Annotated in this window: 15 protein-coding genes; 3 read left to right on the top strand and 12 right to left on the bottom strand. The window is 63.5% G+C overall.

Annotated features, from left to right (window positions below; genetic code table 11):
- Positions 1 to 28 precede the first annotated feature (28 nt).
- Positions 29 to 970, top strand: a complete 942-nt coding sequence (locus DBR47_RS13495; RefSeq protein WP_231512296.1) for a polysaccharide deacetylase family protein — start codon at positions 29 to 31, stop codon at positions 968 to 970.
- Here DBR47_RS13495 and DBR47_RS13490 read toward each other — a convergent pair.
- Positions 967 to 2,634, bottom strand: a complete 1,668-nt coding sequence (locus DBR47_RS13490) for an asparagine synthetase B (protein WP_124450837.1) — start codon at positions 2,632 to 2,634, stop codon at positions 967 to 969. The genes DBR47_RS13495 and DBR47_RS13490 overlap by 4 nt on opposite strands.
- Positions 2,635 to 2,838: 204 nt before the next feature.
- Between DBR47_RS13490 and DBR47_RS13485 the strand changes: the two genes are divergently transcribed.
- Positions 2,839 to 4,092 carry a glycosyltransferase gene (locus tag DBR47_RS13485; RefSeq protein ID WP_124450835.1) on the top strand — a complete coding sequence of 418 codons (1,254 nt, stop codon included), beginning with the start codon at positions 2,839 to 2,841 and terminating at the stop codon, positions 4,090 to 4,092.
- Here the strand turns inward: DBR47_RS13485 and kdsA are convergent.
- The 11 genes from kdsA to DBR47_RS13430 all read right to left on the bottom strand — a co-directional run bounded on the left by kdsA (position 4,061) and on the right by DBR47_RS13430 (position 14,975).
- Positions 4,061 to 4,906 carry a 3-deoxy-8-phosphooctulonate synthase gene (kdsA, locus tag DBR47_RS13480; RefSeq protein WP_124450833.1) on the bottom strand — a complete coding sequence of 282 codons (846 nt, stop codon included), beginning with the start codon at positions 4,904 to 4,906 and terminating at the stop codon, positions 4,061 to 4,063. The genes DBR47_RS13485 and kdsA overlap by 32 nt on opposite strands.
- 102 nt (positions 4,907 to 5,008) lie before the next feature.
- Positions 5,009 to 6,154 carry a non-hydrolyzing UDP-N-acetylglucosamine 2-epimerase gene (gene wecB / locus DBR47_RS13475; RefSeq protein WP_124450831.1) on the bottom strand — a complete coding sequence of 382 codons (1,146 nt, stop codon included), beginning with the start codon at positions 6,152 to 6,154 and terminating at the stop codon, positions 5,009 to 5,011.
- Positions 6,151 to 7,434, bottom strand: a complete 1,284-nt coding sequence (locus DBR47_RS13470) for a glycosyltransferase family 4 protein (RefSeq protein WP_124450829.1) — start codon at positions 7,432 to 7,434, stop codon at positions 6,151 to 6,153. The genes wecB and DBR47_RS13470 overlap by 4 nt, the downstream gene beginning before the upstream one ends.
- On the bottom strand, positions 7,431 to 8,894 hold the full coding sequence (locus DBR47_RS13465; RefSeq protein WP_124450827.1) for a lipopolysaccharide biosynthesis protein: 1,464 nt from the start codon (positions 8,892 to 8,894) through the stop codon (positions 7,431 to 7,433). The genes DBR47_RS13470 and DBR47_RS13465 overlap by 4 nt, the downstream gene beginning before the upstream one ends.
- Positions 8,891 to 9,880: a glycosyltransferase family 2 protein gene (locus DBR47_RS13460; RefSeq protein WP_124450825.1), complete on the bottom strand. Its 990-nt coding sequence runs from the start codon at positions 9,878 to 9,880 to the stop codon at positions 8,891 to 8,893. The genes DBR47_RS13465 and DBR47_RS13460 overlap by 4 nt, the downstream gene beginning before the upstream one ends.
- Before the next feature lie 9 nt (positions 9,881 to 9,889).
- Entirely contained in the window at positions 9,890 to 10,912 is a 1,023-nt protein-coding gene (locus DBR47_RS13455; protein WP_197047056.1) for a GNAT family N-acetyltransferase, read from the bottom strand.
- A complete protein-coding gene (locus DBR47_RS13450; protein WP_124450821.1) occupies positions 10,909 to 12,138 on the bottom strand; it encodes a DegT/DnrJ/EryC1/StrS family aminotransferase in 1,230 nt (409 codons plus the stop codon). The genes DBR47_RS13455 and DBR47_RS13450 overlap by 4 nt, the downstream gene beginning before the upstream one ends.
- Positions 12,135 to 12,935 carry a tetratricopeptide repeat protein gene (locus DBR47_RS13445; protein WP_124450819.1) on the bottom strand — a complete coding sequence of 267 codons (801 nt, stop codon included), beginning with the start codon at positions 12,933 to 12,935 and terminating at the stop codon, positions 12,135 to 12,137. Before DBR47_RS13445 ends, DBR47_RS13450 begins: the two co-directional genes overlap by 4 nt.
- Positions 12,936 to 12,945: 10 nt before the next feature.
- A complete protein-coding gene (locus tag DBR47_RS13440; RefSeq protein WP_124450817.1) occupies positions 12,946 to 13,851 on the bottom strand; it encodes a hydrolase 1, exosortase A system-associated in 906 nt (301 codons plus the stop codon).
- Complete coding sequence (locus DBR47_RS13435; RefSeq protein WP_124450815.1) at positions 13,848 to 14,696, bottom strand: hydrolase 2, exosortase A system-associated; 849 nt, start codon at positions 14,694 to 14,696, stop codon at positions 13,848 to 13,850. The genes DBR47_RS13440 and DBR47_RS13435 overlap by 4 nt, the downstream gene beginning before the upstream one ends.
- Before the next feature lie 30 nt (positions 14,697 to 14,726).
- Positions 14,727 to 14,975 carry an acyl carrier protein gene (locus DBR47_RS13430; RefSeq protein ID WP_124450813.1) on the bottom strand — a complete coding sequence of 83 codons (249 nt, stop codon included), beginning with the start codon at positions 14,973 to 14,975 and terminating at the stop codon, positions 14,727 to 14,729.
- 298 nt (positions 14,976 to 15,273) lie between these two features.
- Between DBR47_RS13430 and DBR47_RS13425 the strand changes: the two genes are divergently transcribed.
- Positions 15,274 to 16,902 (top strand): acyl-CoA ligase (AMP-forming), exosortase A system-associated, encoded by a 1,629-nt coding sequence (locus DBR47_RS13425; RefSeq protein ID WP_124450811.1) that lies wholly within the window; start codon positions 15,274 to 15,276, stop codon positions 16,900 to 16,902.
- Positions 16,903 to 16,970: the final 68 nt, after the last annotated feature.

Here is a 16,970-nt window from a genome sequence, read left to right as displayed (position 1 = left end):
CTCCACAAAAAACTTTTCTCGCTCGCCAATGGATTTCATGCGTCTGGGGTTCAAGCTGCTTTCGGCCACCGCCGCTCGTGGTCGTTTGTCGATTCTGATCTTTCACCGGGTGCTGCCGCAGCCGGACGAGATATTTCCCGACGAGGTCCATGCTCGGCGCTTTGATGAGATCTGCACTTGGCTGAAAGCCTGGTTCCAGGTCTTGCCCCTGGATCAGGCTGGGCAATTATTGGCCGAAGGCCGCCTGCCCACGCGCGCCTGCTGCATCACCTTCGATGATGGCTATGCCGACAACGCCCAGATTGCCTTGCCGATTCTGCAAAAGCACGGCCTGCCCGCCACCTTCTTCATCGCCACCGGTTTCTTGCAGGGCGGGCGCATGTGGAATGACACGGTGATCGAGTCGGTGCGCCATTGCCGCCAGGCCGAGCTGGATTTTGGCGAGCACGGCTGCTTTCATTTGAGTGACGCCGCCTCCCGTCGCGCGGCCATCGAGGCCATCATCGGCAAGATCAAGTACTTGCCACTAGACCAACGCTTGGCTGCGACCCAAGACTTGTTGGCCCGCAGCGGCGCGGTCTTGAACGAACAATTGATGATGGGCCCGGACGGCGTGCGCCACTTGTTCGAGGCCGGCATGCAGATCGGCGCTCACACCGTCTCACACCCCATCCTGGCCAAGACGGCGCCCGACTCGGCCCGCGAGGAAATTCTCAGCAGCAAGCGCTATCTGGAGGATTTGCTGGGCCAGGAATGCACGCTGTTTGCTTACCCTAACGGCAAGCCCGGCCGGGACTACGCGCCCGAGCATGTGGCCATGGTGCGCGAGCTGGGCTTCAAGACCGCCGTGTCCACCGCCTGGGGGGCATCCGGCCCCGGCGCCGACCCGCTGCAGCTGCAGCGCTTCACGCCCTGGGACGCATCCAAGAGCGCTTTTGGCCTGCGCCTGATGCGCAATTTGATCGCTTAGATCTTGTAGCCGGGCGCGTGCTTTTGCAGCCACTGCTCCAGCATCATCAAGATCCACAACATCTCGCCGTAGTAGCCGGGGTGTTCGGCCAGGCGCTGATCCAGCAGCTGGCGCACAAAGCGCTGGTTAACCAGGCCGCGTGAGACCAGGCTTTCCAGCGAGGCGGCGGCCAAGGCCTTGAGGTCCGCATGGCGGGTGGCCCAGACGCCGAAGGGCAGGCCAAAGCCCTGCTTCTTTTTGGTGATGATCTCGTCTGGCAAGAAGCCGCGCAGCGCCTCTTTGAAGAACCAGCGCAGCTTCAGGCCCTTGAGCTTGTAGTCGCCTGGCAGCTTCAGTGCAATGGCCAGCATGCGCTCATCCAGCATGGGGAAACCCACGTTCAAGCCCGCTAACTGCGTGGTGCCACGCACCTTGGGCAGATCGGCCTCGGCCAAGGTGTAGCGCCAGTCAAATGCCAGCATGCGGTCCACCAAATGGGTGGCCTTGGGCGCGGCCCAGACTTGCGCTTGCTGGGCCTGCGGCCCGGCTTGGTTGACCTGGGCCAGAAGGGCGGGCGACAGCACCTCGGCGACGCCCAGGCGCTCCAGCAGGTTGTAGGTCTGCAGGCGCTCGGGCATGGGCACCTTGGCCTGGCGCACATAGCTGCTGGCCTTGCGCAGCAGCGGTGTGGCTTCGGCCACACCGTTCAGCAGCAGGGGATCGACCAGGGCCGAGCGCAGGCCGCCAGGGATGTCTTCGTAGACGCCAAAGACTTTTTGCTTGGCATAACGGGTATTGCCACCGAAGAGCTCGTCGCCACCGTCACCCGCCAAAATTTTCGTGACCCCATCCTGCTTGGCCATCTTGGCGCAGTAGTAGGCGGGCAGGGCGGAGGAGTTGCCAAAGGGCTGATCGTAGAAACCGGCCACCAGGGGGATGCTCTGCACCAGGTCTTGAGGCGTCACATAGTATTCGTGATGCTCGGTATTGAAATGCTTGGCTGCCAGGCGGGCGTATTCCATCTCGTCATAGCCCTCGGCTTCAAAGCCGATGGAATAGCTGGCAGGTTTTTGACCGCTAACGCGGCTGAGCATGCCGGCGATGGTGGAGCTGTCGGTACCGCCACTCAAAAAGCAGGCCGCCTTGCTGCCGTCGAGTTGAGACTGCACCGAGTCCGCCAGGGTCTGCAGGAATTCGGTCTTGAGCGTCGTAAAGTCCGGCTTGCTGAGGGGCTGGAAGTCCGCGGTCCAATAGGGCTGAACGCTCAGCTTGCCTGCAGAGAAGACAGCGAAATGGCCAGCCGGCAGACGGAACACATCCTTAAAGATGGTGCGCGGTGCCGGGATGACGTGGAAGTAGAGGTAGTCGTAAATCGCCTGCGGGTCTATGGTCGTACCGTCCGCCAACTCATCGGCCCGGCTGGCAAAGCGCAGCTCATTGCCCACCACTCGGTAGCACAGGGTTTCGATGGAAAAACGGTCCACCGCCAGCACGGTCTGCCCATCTTCCAAATCCAGGCCAAGGGCGAAGCTGCCCTGTATGCCCGCCAAGGCCTGGGCGGGTTCGCCCTTCGCAAACGCCTGCCGCCAAGCAGCCTCCGTGCCCAAGGCGTCCTGCATCTGTGCCAGTTGCGCTGCGCTGAAACGAGGGCTGCCGGTCAACAAGGTGCGGGAGAGGGCGGTCATTTGCGGTCTTTATCTAAAACTGGGGAGTGTTTACACAGGCAAGGCAGTATCGGAAATGCCGAGCGAATATACCCGATGGGCGTGGCCAGGATATGGGCCCATGGAACCCGCGCCGCCCTCTGTTTACGGGGGCTAAGCCCAGGGTTTCAGTCAAGTATCATGGCTGCAAATTTGCGTGGAGCCCCATTGAATCGTCGAGTTCTCATGATTGCCTACCATTTCCCCCCACTGGCGGGAAGCAGCGGCATCCAGAGAACTCTGCGTTTTGCTCAAAACCTGCCAGCGCTTGGCTGGCGGCCTCTGGTCTTGAGCGCCCATCCCAGAGCCTATCCCAGTACCAGCAGCGATTTGCTGGGCGAGATCCCTCCTGATTTGGTGGTGCAGCGTGCTTACGCCCTGGATACGGCGCGCGATCTCTCTATCTTTGGCCGCTATCCCGGCTGGTTGGCACGGCCCGATCGCTGGCTGACATGGCGCTTGGATGCGCTGCGCCGGGGGCTGCAGATGATCAAGCGTTACCGGCCGGCACTGATCTGGTCCACCTTCCCGATTGCGAGCGCGCATTTGATTGGGGCGGATTTGCAGCGTCTGTCAGGCCTGCCCTGGGTGGCGGATTTTCGTGACCCGATGGCGCATGATGAATATCCCCGCGATCCGAAAATCTGGGCTTCATACCGGCGTGTCGAGCAAATAGTTTTTGATCGTGCCCGCCATTGCACATTCACCACGCCCGGCGCCCTGGCTTATTACCGCCAGCGGTATCCCCGGCGCGCGGCCGATATTTCTTTGCTGGAAAATGGCTATGACGAGGCGAGTTTTCTGGCGGCAGAGAAGAAACTCGTTGCAGCCAGCCCGGCAACACGGGCGCAGGGGCCCTTGGTCTTGCTGCACAGCGGCATCGTTTACCCATGGGAGCGTGATCCCCGGCCCTTGTTCGAGGCGCTAGGCCGCCTGGCCGTCGAAGGAACGCTGAGCCCTAGCCAGTTGCGCCTGCGCTTTCGAGGTTCGGCACACGATCAAGAATTGGCTCAGATGGCGCAGGCTGCGGGCGTGAGCGGCTTTGTCGAACTCTGCCCAGCCCTGCCTTATGAGGAGGCATTGGCCGAGATGCTGTCGGCCGATGCCTTGCTGCTCCTGCAGGCGGCCAATTGCAATACCCAGGTGCCCGCCAAGCTCTACGAATACCTGCGCGCCGGTCGGCCCATTCTGGCGCTCACGGACTCGGCAGGCGATACGGCCACCACCTTGCGAGCCGCTGGTTTGCAAGACATCTTGCCGCTGGACTCTGCCGAGGCGATCGCAGCGGCCTTGCCGACGTACTTGCGCAAACTGGCTGCGGGCGGGCTTGCGTTGGCGGATGCTGGCGTCGTGGCCGCCGCCTCAAGAAGCCAGCGCACGGCGGCGCTGGCGGCGCTGTTTGAGCGGCTCAGCGAATGTCCAGCGCTGGCAAGCTCTTGACCAGATCGTCCAGGGCCTTGAGTTGGCTCAGGAAGGGCTCCAATTGGTCCAAGGGCAGGGCGCTGGGGCCGTCGCACTTGGCCTGATCCGGATCCGGATGGGCTTCCAGGAACAGACCGGCCAGGCCCACGGCCAGGCCAGCACGGGCCAGATCGGCCACCTGCTGGCGGCGGCCACCGGAGGCGGCGCCGCCCGGGTCGCGCTGCTGCAAGGCGTGGGTGACGTCGAAGATCAGCGGCAGGTCCTGGCAGGTCTTCTTCATCACGCCGAAGCCCAGCATGTCCACCACCAGATTGTCATAGCCCAGGCAGGCACCACGCTCGCACAGCAGGAGCTGTTCATTGCCGGCCTCGCGGAACTTCTCGACGATATTGAGCATCTGCGATGGGCTCAGAAACTGCGGCTTCTTGATATTGATGACGCGGCCGGTCTGGGCCAGGGCCACGACCAAATCGGTCTGGCGCGCCAAAAATGCGGGTAGCTGCAAGACGTCCACCACCTCGGCCACAGGCTTGGCTTGCCAGGGCTCATGCACATCGGTGAGCAGGGGCACGCCGAACTCGGCCTTGACGGCTTCGAAGATCTTCAGCCCTTCCTCCAGGCCGGGGCCACGGTAGGAATGGATGGAGGAGCGATTGGCCTTGTCGAAGCTGGCCTTGAAGACATAGGGAATGCCTAACTTCTGAGTCACACGCACATACTCGGCGGCGGCGCGCAGGGCCAGCTCCTTGGACTCCAGCACATTGATGCCGCCAAACAAGACGAAGGGCTTGTCATTGGCGACGGTGATTTGGGGATTGATGGTGATCTGCATGAGCGCGGCGTCCTTGAGTTCTTGGCGGCAGGCCCGCCCTGGGCTGGGCCTGCTCGGAATGGGCTCAAGTGTAGCGGCAGGGCACCCGGGACAGCACCGGCTTCAGGGCTTGAGTCGGCCCAAGATCTCGACGATTTGACGCGCGGCCGTGCCGTCGCCATAGGGATTCTTGGCCTGGCTCATGGCTTGGTAGGCCCGGGGCTCGTTGAGCAACTCCAGCACATGGGCGACGATTTTCTCGGCGGAGGTGCCCACCAGGCGCACCGAGCCTGCGACCACGGCCTCGGGCCTTTCGGTCACATCCCGCATCACCAGCACCGGCTTGCCCAGGCTGGGGCCTTCTTCCTGGATGCCGCCGCTGTCGGTCAGGATCAGGGTGGACTGCAGCATCAGATAGGCAAAACTCTCGTACTCCAGCGGCGGGATCAGGTGGATATTGGCCTGGCCCGCCGTCATTTCCTCCACCACCAATTTCACATTGGGGTTGAGATGCAGGGGGTAGACCAGATCGATGTCGGGGCGCTCGCGGGCAATTTGCAGCAAGGCCTGGCAGACGTTCTTGAAGCCCTCGCCAAAGTTCTCACGGCGGTGGCCGGTGATCAGCACAAAAGGCCGCTTGCCCACCGTGTAGCCATTTTGAACCACCTGCTGATGCAGGTGTTCGCGCACTTCGGGCTGGTTCTGGAAACGCGCCACGGTCCACAGCAAGGCGTCGATAACGGTGTTGCCGGTCACAAAGATGTTGGCGGCGGGAATGCCTTCACGCAGCAGATTGTCCCGGCTGCTGGCCGTGGGGGCGAAGTGCAGGCTGGCCAGACGGCCGGTGAGGCTGCGGTTCAGCTCCTCCGGGAAGGGCGAGTAGCGCTCATACGTGCGCAGGCCCGCCTCCACATGGCCGACCTGAATCTGCTCGTAAAAGGCCGCCAGGGCCGCAGCAAAACTGGTTGTCGTATCGCCATGCACCAGGCAGATATCGGGTTTGGCTTGGCGCAGCACGGCGCGCAAGCCCAGCAGGCAGCGCGAGGTGACGTCGAAGAGGTCTTGGCCGGCCTGCATGATGTCCAGATCGAAGTCGGGCCGCAGGTTGAAATGCAACAAGGCCTGATCCAGCATCTGGCGGTGTTGGGCCGTGACGCAGGTCTGCACCTCAAACTGCGCCGGGTGGCGCTGCAACTCCAGCACCACCGGCGCCATCTTGATGGCCTCGGGGCGGGTGCCGAAGATGGCCAGGACTTTGAGTTTGCTCATGCTGCAGCTGCTTTCTTGGAGGGCTTGCCCGTCAATAGATTCCGAACGCTTTTCAGCAAGGCCAGCAGGCCAGGCATGCGATAGCTCAGCCACATGCGCAGCCATAGATCGCGGCTGATGCGGTTCTGCAGGCGCTGTTGTTCGGTGTACTCGGCGATGCGGGCTTGCAGTGCGCTGGCATCGGCGGCCGGCTGCTTTTTGGCTGTGGTCAGGGCTTGCAGCAGGCTCTCGCCGGCGCGCTGCCAATCGAAATGCTGTTTGGCGTGGCTGCGGGCCTGGGCCTTGCACGCGCTGAGCTGCTCGGGGTGGTCGACATACCATTGCAAGGCGTCCCGCAGACTGGCGACGTCCACAATGGCCTGGGGCCAGAGATAGCCATCGGCCCGCGCGATCTGCTTGGCCACCTTGACCAGGCGGCCGTTCTGCTCATGCCGGATGAACTCATTCATGGGCGGCGCATCGGTGACGATGACGGGCAGGCCGCAGGCCGCCGCTTCCATGATGGTCAGGCCTATGCCTTCCAGCCGGGTGGGGTAGACGTAGACATCGCCCAGATGGAAGAGGCCGGGCGCAGTGACGGTGCGCTCCTCGGTCAGCAAGCGGCCCTCGGCGCGCAACCGATCAATCAAGGCGGCCTGCTCGGGCAGGGCTTTCTTGAGCTCGCGCTGGATGTGGACCAGCAGCTTGGCCGGGCCGCTGACCTGGGCAAAAGCGCTCAAGAGCAGGTCCGTGCCCTTGCGGCCGGGGCTGATGCCGGCCGAGTGGAAGAAGACGATCTCTTGGCTGTTCGCTGAAGCGGGCCGGGCTTGCGGCTTGAAGACCGAGATGTCCGTGCCCCAGGGCACGAAGACGGCGCCGGGGTGCCAGTCAAAGGCGCTCAGGTGGCGCTGGGTATTGCAGATCAGCCGGTCGTAGAGGCCGAAGAAGGGCACCGTGGTCTCGGTGTAATAGTCGATATAGGCGCAGGTGATCACGCCCAGCGCATTGGCATGGGCCACGGCCGGCCACCACCATTGTTCGTTGAAGATCAGTAATTCGATCGCGTTGGTGCGGATCCATTGCTCGAAGTCCCTCAAGCACATCTCGGTCGGAACCTTGGACGGCAGCTGGCGGCCCCAGGTGACTTCGGGCGTGTCCCAGTTCGGGTCGCCCTGGGCATAGGACTCGCCACCGCGGGCGTAGATGAAGACCTCGTGTTCCTTGACCAGCACATCGCGGTACTGGCGCGAGACGTAGGCGGCGCCGCGCTCAAACCAGGTGGTGACGATTCCAATCTTCATGGCATTGCTTTTTTGCGAGCTTGTCTCTTGTTCCAGGCATCCACCACCAAGCGGCTGACTTCGGCATAAGCCGGATGATTGATCAGCCGGGCGCAAGCCACCCAGCCCAGCACGGCGGCAACGCCGGTCGCGATCAGGCTGATCAGGCTGGGCAGGTCCAGCAGCAAGCAAGCCTCAAAGGCCAGGGCCTGCATGCCTATCGAGGCCAGGGCCACCCACAAGCTGGCCAGGCAGGGGCGCAGGATGTCGCGGATGCGGGTCTGCAAAATCGTGCTGACTTGGCGCAGATACAAGAACACCATGATGGCATTGCTGAGGCCAAACACCGCCGCCATGGCCTTGAGGCTGATGGTCGAAGCCAGGGCGATCAAGACGATGTGGATGGGCGCGTAGACCAAGGTGACCTTGAGCCGGCGTTTGATATTGCCGGTGGCGGCCAGCAGATTGGGCGCCAGATTCATCATCGCATTGGGCATGATGGTGACGGCCAGTATGGTGGCCACGCCGGCCGCCGCATCCCATTTGGGTCCGAACAAAACGCGAATGATGGGGCCGGAGGCAATCGCCACAAAACCGAAGAAGGGCCAGGACAGGGAGGTCAGGATGGCCGTGCCGCGCGAATAGGACTCGACCAGGGAGTTGCCGGCGCGGTGGTCCTTGGCGAAAGCGGGCGTGGCCACCCGCATGATGGCCGAGGCCACATTGTGGTGAAACAAATCCATCAGGCCGGCGGCCTTGCTGAAGATGCCGACCGAGGCAAAACCGAATTGCTTGGCGATGAAGAATTCGTGGGTGTTGTTGGTCAGGGTCTCGATGACGCGCGAGCTGACGAACATGGAGCCAAAGCCTAGCACGCTGCGGGCGTTCTTCAAGCTGGGCCATAAAAAGGAATCGCGCGGCCGCAAATAGCTCAGCAGCAGGGTCTGGCAAGCGATGCTGATCACCGGTGCCCAGGCCAGGCTCATATAGCTGAAGCCGTTCAGCGCCAGGGTGATGGCCGATACCGTCTGCACCGTGTTGGCCACGGTCTGGACGATGAAGATTTTGCGAAACGCCATCTCGCGATTGAGCAGGGCGAAGGCCGGCGAAGCAAAGGGCAGGATGAAGAAGTTCAGGCTCATCACCGCCAAGACCTTGGCCACGCCGGGCTCGGCGAAGTAGCTGGCAACAAAGGAGCGGGAGCAAAAAACAATCAGGCCAATCGACCAGGCCACGACGATGGCGATGCCAAAGGCGGCCTTGATTTTGTCCTGCGTCAGCTCCTTCTCCTGGATCAGGAATTCGCTGACGCCGAAGTCGCGCAAGATGCCGGCAATCGCGGTGAAGGCCGCGCACACCGAGAACACGCCTACCTGGGCCGGCGTGAGCAAGCGGGCCAGCACCATGGTGCTGACCACCGTGATGCCGAGGCTGAAATAGCGCTCGGCAAAAGACCAGAGCAGAGCCTTGCGGACGCTCATCGAGCTCCGCCGAACTTGGCCTTGAGGGCGCTGAACAAATGACTCAGCATGGCGCCATTGGGCGGGTTCTCACGGAAGAACATCTTGACCGTCTGCCAGTTCACTGGCTTGCGGGCGCGCAAGCGGTGCAGCACGTCCTGGACCATGCTGGCTTGCAACTCCGCAAGCCGGGCGCGCAGACTTTCTTTGGTGCGCTCGGCACGGGCGTAGTTCTGCAGCACCTTGCGGCGAAACCGCGCCTCGTCCACGATGCGCATGGCCAAGCCGTCCGTGCCCCAGCCGCTGCCGTACCACATATTGATGCCGCGGCCGCAGCGGACCTCGGCCTCGGTGGAGTAGACAAAGCTGGCGCCGTGGCTGATCAGGTCCATCCAGTAGAGATAGTCGCCGCCACCATGCCGGTGCGCCTGCGGAAAGCGCGCCTTGCCCAGCTGCGCCACCGAGATCACCAGCGAGGGCATGAAGATGATGTTGGCCGTGGCGATCTGATGCACCATATCGCCTTGGTAGACGCGCAGGCTGGGGTCGCCGTTCAAGGGGCTGTGATCCGCGTGCTTGACGCGTTTGGCCTTGTCGAACTCGTTGGTGGTATCGCCCAGATGGTAGAGATTGGCGAAATAGGCATTGCCGCCGCCCGAGCCCAGGGCCAGCACGGCGCGCTGCAGATGCGAGCCTATCCACTCGTCGTCGGAGTCAAGGTAAGCCACCAGATCGGTGCCGGGCTCCAGATGGGCCAGGCCGGTGTTGCGCGCCTCATTCGGGCCGGCATTGGCCTGCTTGATCACCCGAACCCGCAGCTTTTGGCTGATGGGGTTGTTGGCCAGCTCCTGCTCGGCCGGTATGGGTGAGCCGTCATCCACCACCAGCACATAGATCGAATCAGCCGGATAGCCCTGCGCCAGGATGGAGCTCAGCGAGCGATCGAGAATGCCAGCCTCCCTTTGGAAGAAGGGGATGATGACGGCGATCTTGGGACTTGTGTTCATGGACTGAGATCAACTTTTCTTGTTGAGTTGGGCCTTGAGCGCCAAGAGCTTTGGGATCAGGCCAAAGCGGAACAGATTGGCGTGGTAGAGCCCGCGCTGGGTGTCGGTCCAGCGTGTGTGCCACTCCATCACCTTGCCGTAGAACTCGATGCGGCTGAGTTTTTGCTCCTCGAACAATTGCTGAAACTCGGTTTGCCGCATCAGGGTCGAGGGGGACACCGCTTTGTAGGACTCATCGTAGGTGGTCTTGAGGATGACGATGACGCTCTCGTCTTCGATGCACAGGTCCATGGCCACGACCTTGTCGCCGAACCAGTATTGGTACACCCTCGCCCGACCCTGGGCCGCGAAGTTCTCCAGCATCTGGCGGTAGAAGCGCCCTTGCTCGTTGTCGGGGTGGATGGCCGTGCCGTCGGCGGTTTTCCAGCCGGCGCTCTCCAGCCGGCCGTATTGCTCGATCGCTGGCCCCATCTCGGCCATGGCCTGCAGGCATTCCAGGCGCGGCTCAATGCCCTCGCTCTGCAGCTTGTTGCGTTGCTTGCGGGTGTTTTGCTTGAGGTTCTTGCCGCGCGCTTCCCAGTAGGCATCGAAGGGGCCGGCGATATCGACCCAGGCGGTCTGGATGTAGTCCTTGCTTTGCAGCAGGCCCGAGTCGGCCGGGCGGCCGTCGAAATTGGGGTCTAGCTGAGTCAGGCCCAGGCCCAGCGTCAGGCCGGGCAGCTTGGCCCAAAGGCTTGCGCTGGCGGCGGCGATATCGACCGTGCCATCGCTGATGAAGGCGCCCAGGGGCAGCTGCGAGGGCTGAAAGGTCTGCCACATGCCCTTGGCTTGCTTGCCCACAATCATGGCCATTCGCAGCTGACCTTGGCTCTGGTAGAGGCAGAGCAACTCGTCGCCGCGGCCAAAGGCGGTGAGGGCTGGCTGAAGAAAAGCCGACTGCAAAAAAGGTGCACCGACACGGCCCTGGGCCAGGGTGTCCCAGGCCTTGCTGTGTTCCGCAAAAGCCTGGATGGGATGAACAGACCAAGTCATGCTGCGCCCTTGTTTGTCGTTTTTGTGGTGGGGGAATAAACGTCCTGGACCAGGGCGACCATGCGCTGCAACTCGGTTGGGCTCAGGTCCTGGTGGCAGGCCAGCTGCAAGATGTGGTGTGACCATGCCTGGCCGTGGTCGCCGGCAATCTCGCTGACCTCAGGCCACAGCCTGTCCCAGCGGGAGACGGGCAGGCCCAAGCGGCGCAACTCAAAATAGCCTGGGTCGGGATGGTCCACCCAAAGCGGGAAAACATAGGGCGCGCAATGCTCGGGCAGTTGCGGCATCAGCGGCTTGAAGCCTGGGCTGCTCGCAAAGGCCTGGGCGAAGAATCGGTATTGCTGGCGCCGCCCTTCGACGATGCGTTCGCGCGGCGCGTATTGCGCCATGCAGCGGCTGGCCGCGGTAAGGGCGCGGTGGGATTGGCCCAGATCGATGTCAAAGCTCTCGGCGTAGTCGTCCGGTACGTCTGCTTCGTTCGCGGCGATTTGGGCCTGAGATGGCTGCAGAGCCACCGCCTCACCGCGACGCTTGAAGCGCTGCAAAAGGCTGAGCAGGCCGCTGAAAGGGCGGTTCAGACCCTTGAGCCGGCCGTGGTTGACACCGACGTGGATGATGTCAAACGCCGCTTTGAGCTGGCTCTTGATGCCGGGGCTGCTGAGGCTGGGGAAGGCCTGGCCGGGCAGGCGGTTATTGATCAGGCAGCCGCCCTCGGGCACGGGCAAAAATTTGGTCAGGCTGGCGATGGCCAGATCACCCCAGCTGCCCACGGGCTTGCCGTCCGAGACGCCGAACAAGGCGTGAGCGCAATCTTCGATCAAGCGGATGCCGCGCTGATCGCACCAGGCGCGCAGCGGCGCCAGATGCTGGGGGATGCCGAAGAAATGCGCGGCCAAGATGGCGCGCACACCATCGAGGTTCTGGCTGGCGATCCAGTCCAGATCCGGCGAGCCGTCGGCGCGCAAGGGGTAGAACAGGGCTTGTGCCCCGCGCTGCGTCACCGGCGCGATCATGGTGGGGCAGTGATAGGTGGGCACCAGCACCCGGTCGCCCTGGCCGACGCCCAGCATTTCCAGCGCCAGCAAGATGCTGGCACGGCCGCTATGCGTCAGCTGAGCCCGGGGCAGGTCCAGCAGGCAGGGCGTGCTGGAATGCTTGGCGCCCGTGAAAGTGCGCCAGTCCAGAACCGGCAGGCGTGGGATGGCGGCGGTGGCGGGACGACTCAAGGCTTGTCCTGGCTTGTTGCTGAGGCTGCAGGGCTGGCCGAATTTGCGGATGCCGCTGAAGCCGCGGGGTCCACTGAAGCAGCAGATGCTGCAGATGCCGCAGGATCCACCGGCTGCGGCTCTTGCCACTGACCCGCGCTTTTGAGTTTCTCCTTCAGATCGGCGCGCTCAAAGCCCAGGGCCAGGGCGCGGTGGGCGCTTTGCAAGGCGGCCGCATACTCTTTCAGATCAAAGTAGGCCAGGCCAATATTGAAATGGGTGAAGGGGTTGTCCCCCGCCAGATCGCTGGACACCTGCAACTGCTTGACGGCATCGGCGTTGCGGCCCTTCTTCGTCAAATAGGTCGAGTAGATGATGCGCACGATTACGTCGTCGGACGCAAAGCGGATGGCGCGCTCGAAATAGCATTCCACCGGGTACTGCAGGCCGGGCGGGGTTTCGGTCTTGAACTTCTCGCCGTAACGGATCACCGACACCAGGGCACGATGGTTGTTGGGGAAGGCGCGCAAGGTGTAGGACAGATCCGGCCCCGGCGGGCCTATCATGCCGCCCGATTGCGCGCCGATCAGGTTTTCGACCCGCGCGGTGAAGTGGGCATGCTCCACCAGTTCACGCTTCTCCGCATGCGGCATGGGGTCGGAGGAGGACTGCTTCTGGTGGTCGGAGCGATAGTCGTAGGGACCGTAGTGGCTGCCTTTGAGCGGCCCACAGGCATTGTTTTCACGGGACTGTGCGGCCGCAGGCAGGGCGGCGCACAGACCCAGCAGCAGTGGCAGGGCCGAGGACAAAGTTCGCATGCTTTTCAATTCACTTGCCTCGCTCAAAGGAATGGGTGCGACGAACAAAGGCCAGGGTGTGCTCTTGCACCGCCACGCTGGCCGCTCGATGGGAAAAAGTGTGGTCGGCCGTCGGCAGGTCCACTCTTTGTACCTTGCTCTGGCCCAACAGGCCACGCCAATGCGGGTCTGAGCCCGCGTGATCCAGGAATTCTTTGGCCGTCAAATCATTGCCGCTGATGATCAGCTGGATGGGTCCGGCGAATTCGCGCCAGGCCTTGGCCATGTGCTGCTGGTAGGGGCGCTTGTCCCTTTGGGGGGCGGCTTGGGCTTGCTCTGGCGCGGGCCGGCCCACGCCCAAGGCCGCCCGGGCATTGGCCAGCAAGTCCTGGATGGCCTTGCGGCCGACACCGCCGCCCAGCAGCTTTTTCCAGAACTCGGGCTGGCTCAGGCGTTGCCAGTAATAGTGCTTAAGCTGGGTTTTGGCAAGGCTGTTGTCGGAGCGCGCCCAGGGGTTGAGCAGGCATAGACCGCGCACCCGCGGGTCTTGGCGCGCCTCGCAGTAGAGCAGGGCGGCCGAGGCGCCATCGCACAGGCCCCACAGCACCACGCCCTCGACACCCGCGGCCTGGACGAAGGCGTCGATGGCCGCGCCCACATCCTCGCTCACTGCCTCGAAATCGCGTTTGTCACCCTCGGCGTCGCCCATGCCGCGATAGTCCAGCCGCAAGCTGGGCACGCCTTGGCTGGCCAGGGCCCGGCCCAGCAGCGTGAACTGGCGGTGGCTGCCTGCACGGTACTGCGGCCCACCCACGATAACCAGAATCCCGATGTTTCCGGCAGTTAGCTCTGCCGGTTCACTGAGTACGGCCAGCATGCGCTCGCCCTGGCAAGGGATCAGCAAGGCGCGGTCGCGGTAGGCGCAGGGCTGGCTCATGCGGGCGCGCCTTCCATGAGCAGGGCTTGCAAGCTGGCGCTCAGCAGGGCGGGCGCATCCTCGATCTCGCTGGTCTGCCAAAACGAGGGGCCCTGAATTCTTTGGGTCTGCACCCGCAGGCCGGCGGCCTGCCAGCGCTGGGCGCTGCTTGCCAAAGCGGGCGAGACTTCATCGCCCGCTTGGCTGGCCAACTCGAAGAACAAGGCTCGGCCACTGCCACCAGCGGGCGGCGTCAGCGTGGCTTTTTCAAGGCCAGCGGCCAAGGCGGGTGAGAGGCCATAACCGGCAATTTCCACCACCTCGCCGGCCGCCATCTGGGCCTTCAAGGCCTCCATGGCGGCGGCGGCATTGCCTTCCAGCAGGCTGCCGGCGAGCTTGAGGCGCAGGAATTGCTGCAAAAGCAGGCGCCCATTGGCGGGGGGCTGCCAGAACAGAAAGTTGCAGGCTTCGTCACCCATCTGCTGCGCCAACTCGCTGGCGAGCAGGCAGCCGACCCTTTGGCCCCAGAGCCAGAGCGGGGAGGCGCCGCCGCATTTGCTGTCCAAACAGGACTTGGCTTGCCGCAGATCGGCCAGCCAATCCTGCCAGCCCGCCTCGCCAAAATCGCCGGCGCTGTCGCCACAGCCAAACAGGTCGATCTGCAACACGGCAAAACCCGCTGCCGCCATCTGGCGTGCTTGCAAGGCGGCCATGCGGCGGGACTTGTTCATCTCTTCGGCGAAGGGATGGATGTGCAAGACCCGGCCGCGCTCAGGCCCGGAGCGCGGATCGGCCGGGTGAAAAATGCAAAAACGCTGGCCCGGGCCCTGGCTGGAGTCGAGAAAGAAGACCTGGGGTTCGCTCATGCCGGGCGCGCTGGGCGGGTAGGCCTTGGGTCAGGCCAGTTTGGCCGCGACAAAGTCGCTCAGCGAGCCCACGGTGGCGAAGGTCGCGCCCTCGATCTCATCGTCGGCCACCACAATGCCCAGCTGCTCCTCCAAGGCGGTCAGCAGGCTGACCACGGCCATCGAATCCAACTCGGGCAGGGCGCCCAGCAATTGGGTGTCACGGTCGAAAGATGCGCTGCGTCCGCCCAGGCTGAGAACTTCTTCAAGAATGCGCAGAACGTGCTTTTCGGTAGTCATGGATGCAAAGAGGCCCGGGGACATGGGCTAAATATCGGGTGGAAGGGCTTGTTGAACGACGCCGCATCTTACATGCGACATTTTTCATTTCTCCTCTGGCAAGCCCCCCGATCCGGGGCCTGCGGCGGTGATTTTTTAACGCTCAAATGGCCCCCGGTGCGCAGGCCTTCCCTCCTGGCTACAAAGCGCCTGGGGCGCGGGCGCCCTATGCGATACTTTTTGGCGCTTTTCCATGGGGCTCGCCGCGAGCGCCTCCGCGCCCTCAAACCTAAGAAGCCAGCCGATAGAAACCCGCCGCATGACAGCCAACTCGACGCAAGCCCTCAGCGACTCAGCCCTTCTCCACGAGCTGCCCCTGCGCCAGGCGCGGCTGCGGCCCGAAGCCCTGGCCCTGACTTATGGCGCCCAGGGCCTGAGCTATGGTCAGCTGGGTGCCGCGATCCAAGGGTTTGCCGCCGGCCTGATGGCCTTGGGCCTGCCGCGTGGCGCGCGCGTCGCCATCTATCTGGAGAAGCGCTTCGAGACGGTGATCGCCAGCTTTGGCGCGCCGGCGGCGGGCTGTGTCTTTGTGCCCATCAACCCCTTGCTCAAGCCGGAGCAGGTCGGCTTCATCTTGCGCGACTGCGATGTGCAGCTCTTGCTGACCTCGCCCGATCGCCTCGCCGCGCTGCAAAACAGCCTGGCGCAAAGCCCGGCCTTGCGCCATCTGCTGATCACGGGCGACAAAGCGCCCATAGTGCCGCCCGCGTCCCTGAGCTTGCAGCTATGGGATCGCTTTCTGGCCGCGCCGCCGCAGGTGGGGCACAGGGTCATCGACAGCGATATGGTGGCCATCCTCTACACCTCGGGCAGCACCGGCCGGCCCAAGGGGGTGGTGCTGTCGCACCGCAATATGGTGGCAGGCGCCAAGAGCGTGGCCTCCTATCTGGAAAACACGGCGCAAGACACCTTGCTGGCGGCCTTGCCCCTGTCTTTTGATGCGGGCTTCAGCCAGCTGACCACGGCCTTCCATGTCGGCGCGCGGGTGGTGCTCCTGAACTATCTTTTGCCGCGCGACGTCTTGCGTGCGATGGAGAAGGAGGGCGTCACCGGTCTGACCGCTGTGCCGCCGCTTTACATCCAGCTCAGCCAGCTGGAATGGCCCGCCGCCATCGGGCAGACCCTGCGCTACTTCGCCAATACCGGGGGGCGGATGCCGCGCGAAACCTTGGGGCTTTTGCGCCAAAAAGTGCCTGCGGCCCGGCCTTTTCTGATGTACGGCCTGACCGAGGCCTTCCGCTCCACCTATTTGCCGCCCGAGGAGGTGGACCGTCGGCCCGACTCCATCGGCAAGGCCATTCCTAACGCCGAGATCCTGGTGTTGCGCGAAGACGGCAGCCCCTGTGAGCCCGACGAGCCGGGTGAGCTGGTGCATCGCGGTGCCCTGGTGGGCCTGGGCTATTGGAATGATGCCGAGAAAACGGCCGAGCGCTACAAGCTGCTGCCCGCCGGCGCGCCCGGCCGCGAGGGGGGCTTGCAACTGCCCGAGTACGCGGTGTTCTCTGGGGACAATGTGCGCCGCGATGCCGAGGGTTTTTTGTACTTCATCGGGCGGCGCGACGAGATGATGAAAACCTCGGGCTACCGCGTCAGCCCGACCGAGGTCGAAGAGATTCTTTACGCCACCCAGCTGGTCGGCGAATGCGTGGCCTTTGGGGTCGAACATGCCACGCTGGGCCAGGCCATCCAAATCATCGCCACGCCGCCGGCAGGGGCGCAGGACGTCGATCTGGCGGCCTTGCAAGCTCAGTGCCGCCAGCGCATGCCGGCCTATATGGTGCCGGCCGGTTTTGAGATCCAGGCCGGGCCGCTGCCGCGCAACCCGAACGGCAAGATCGATCGCAAGCTGCTGTCCACCGCCTGGCTGGAACGCCAGTCCCAGCTTTGAGCCTTTTTCTGAGAACACCAGCCATGTCCGATTCGCCTTCGCAGCCCGCCGCCGCATTGCCCAAGCGC

The organism is Paucibacter sp. KBW04 (assembly GCF_003852425.1).
Lineage (GTDB): Bacteria > Pseudomonadota > Gammaproteobacteria > Burkholderiales > Burkholderiaceae_C > Paucibacter_A.
This window is presented reverse-complemented; position numbering and strand designations above follow the sequence as displayed.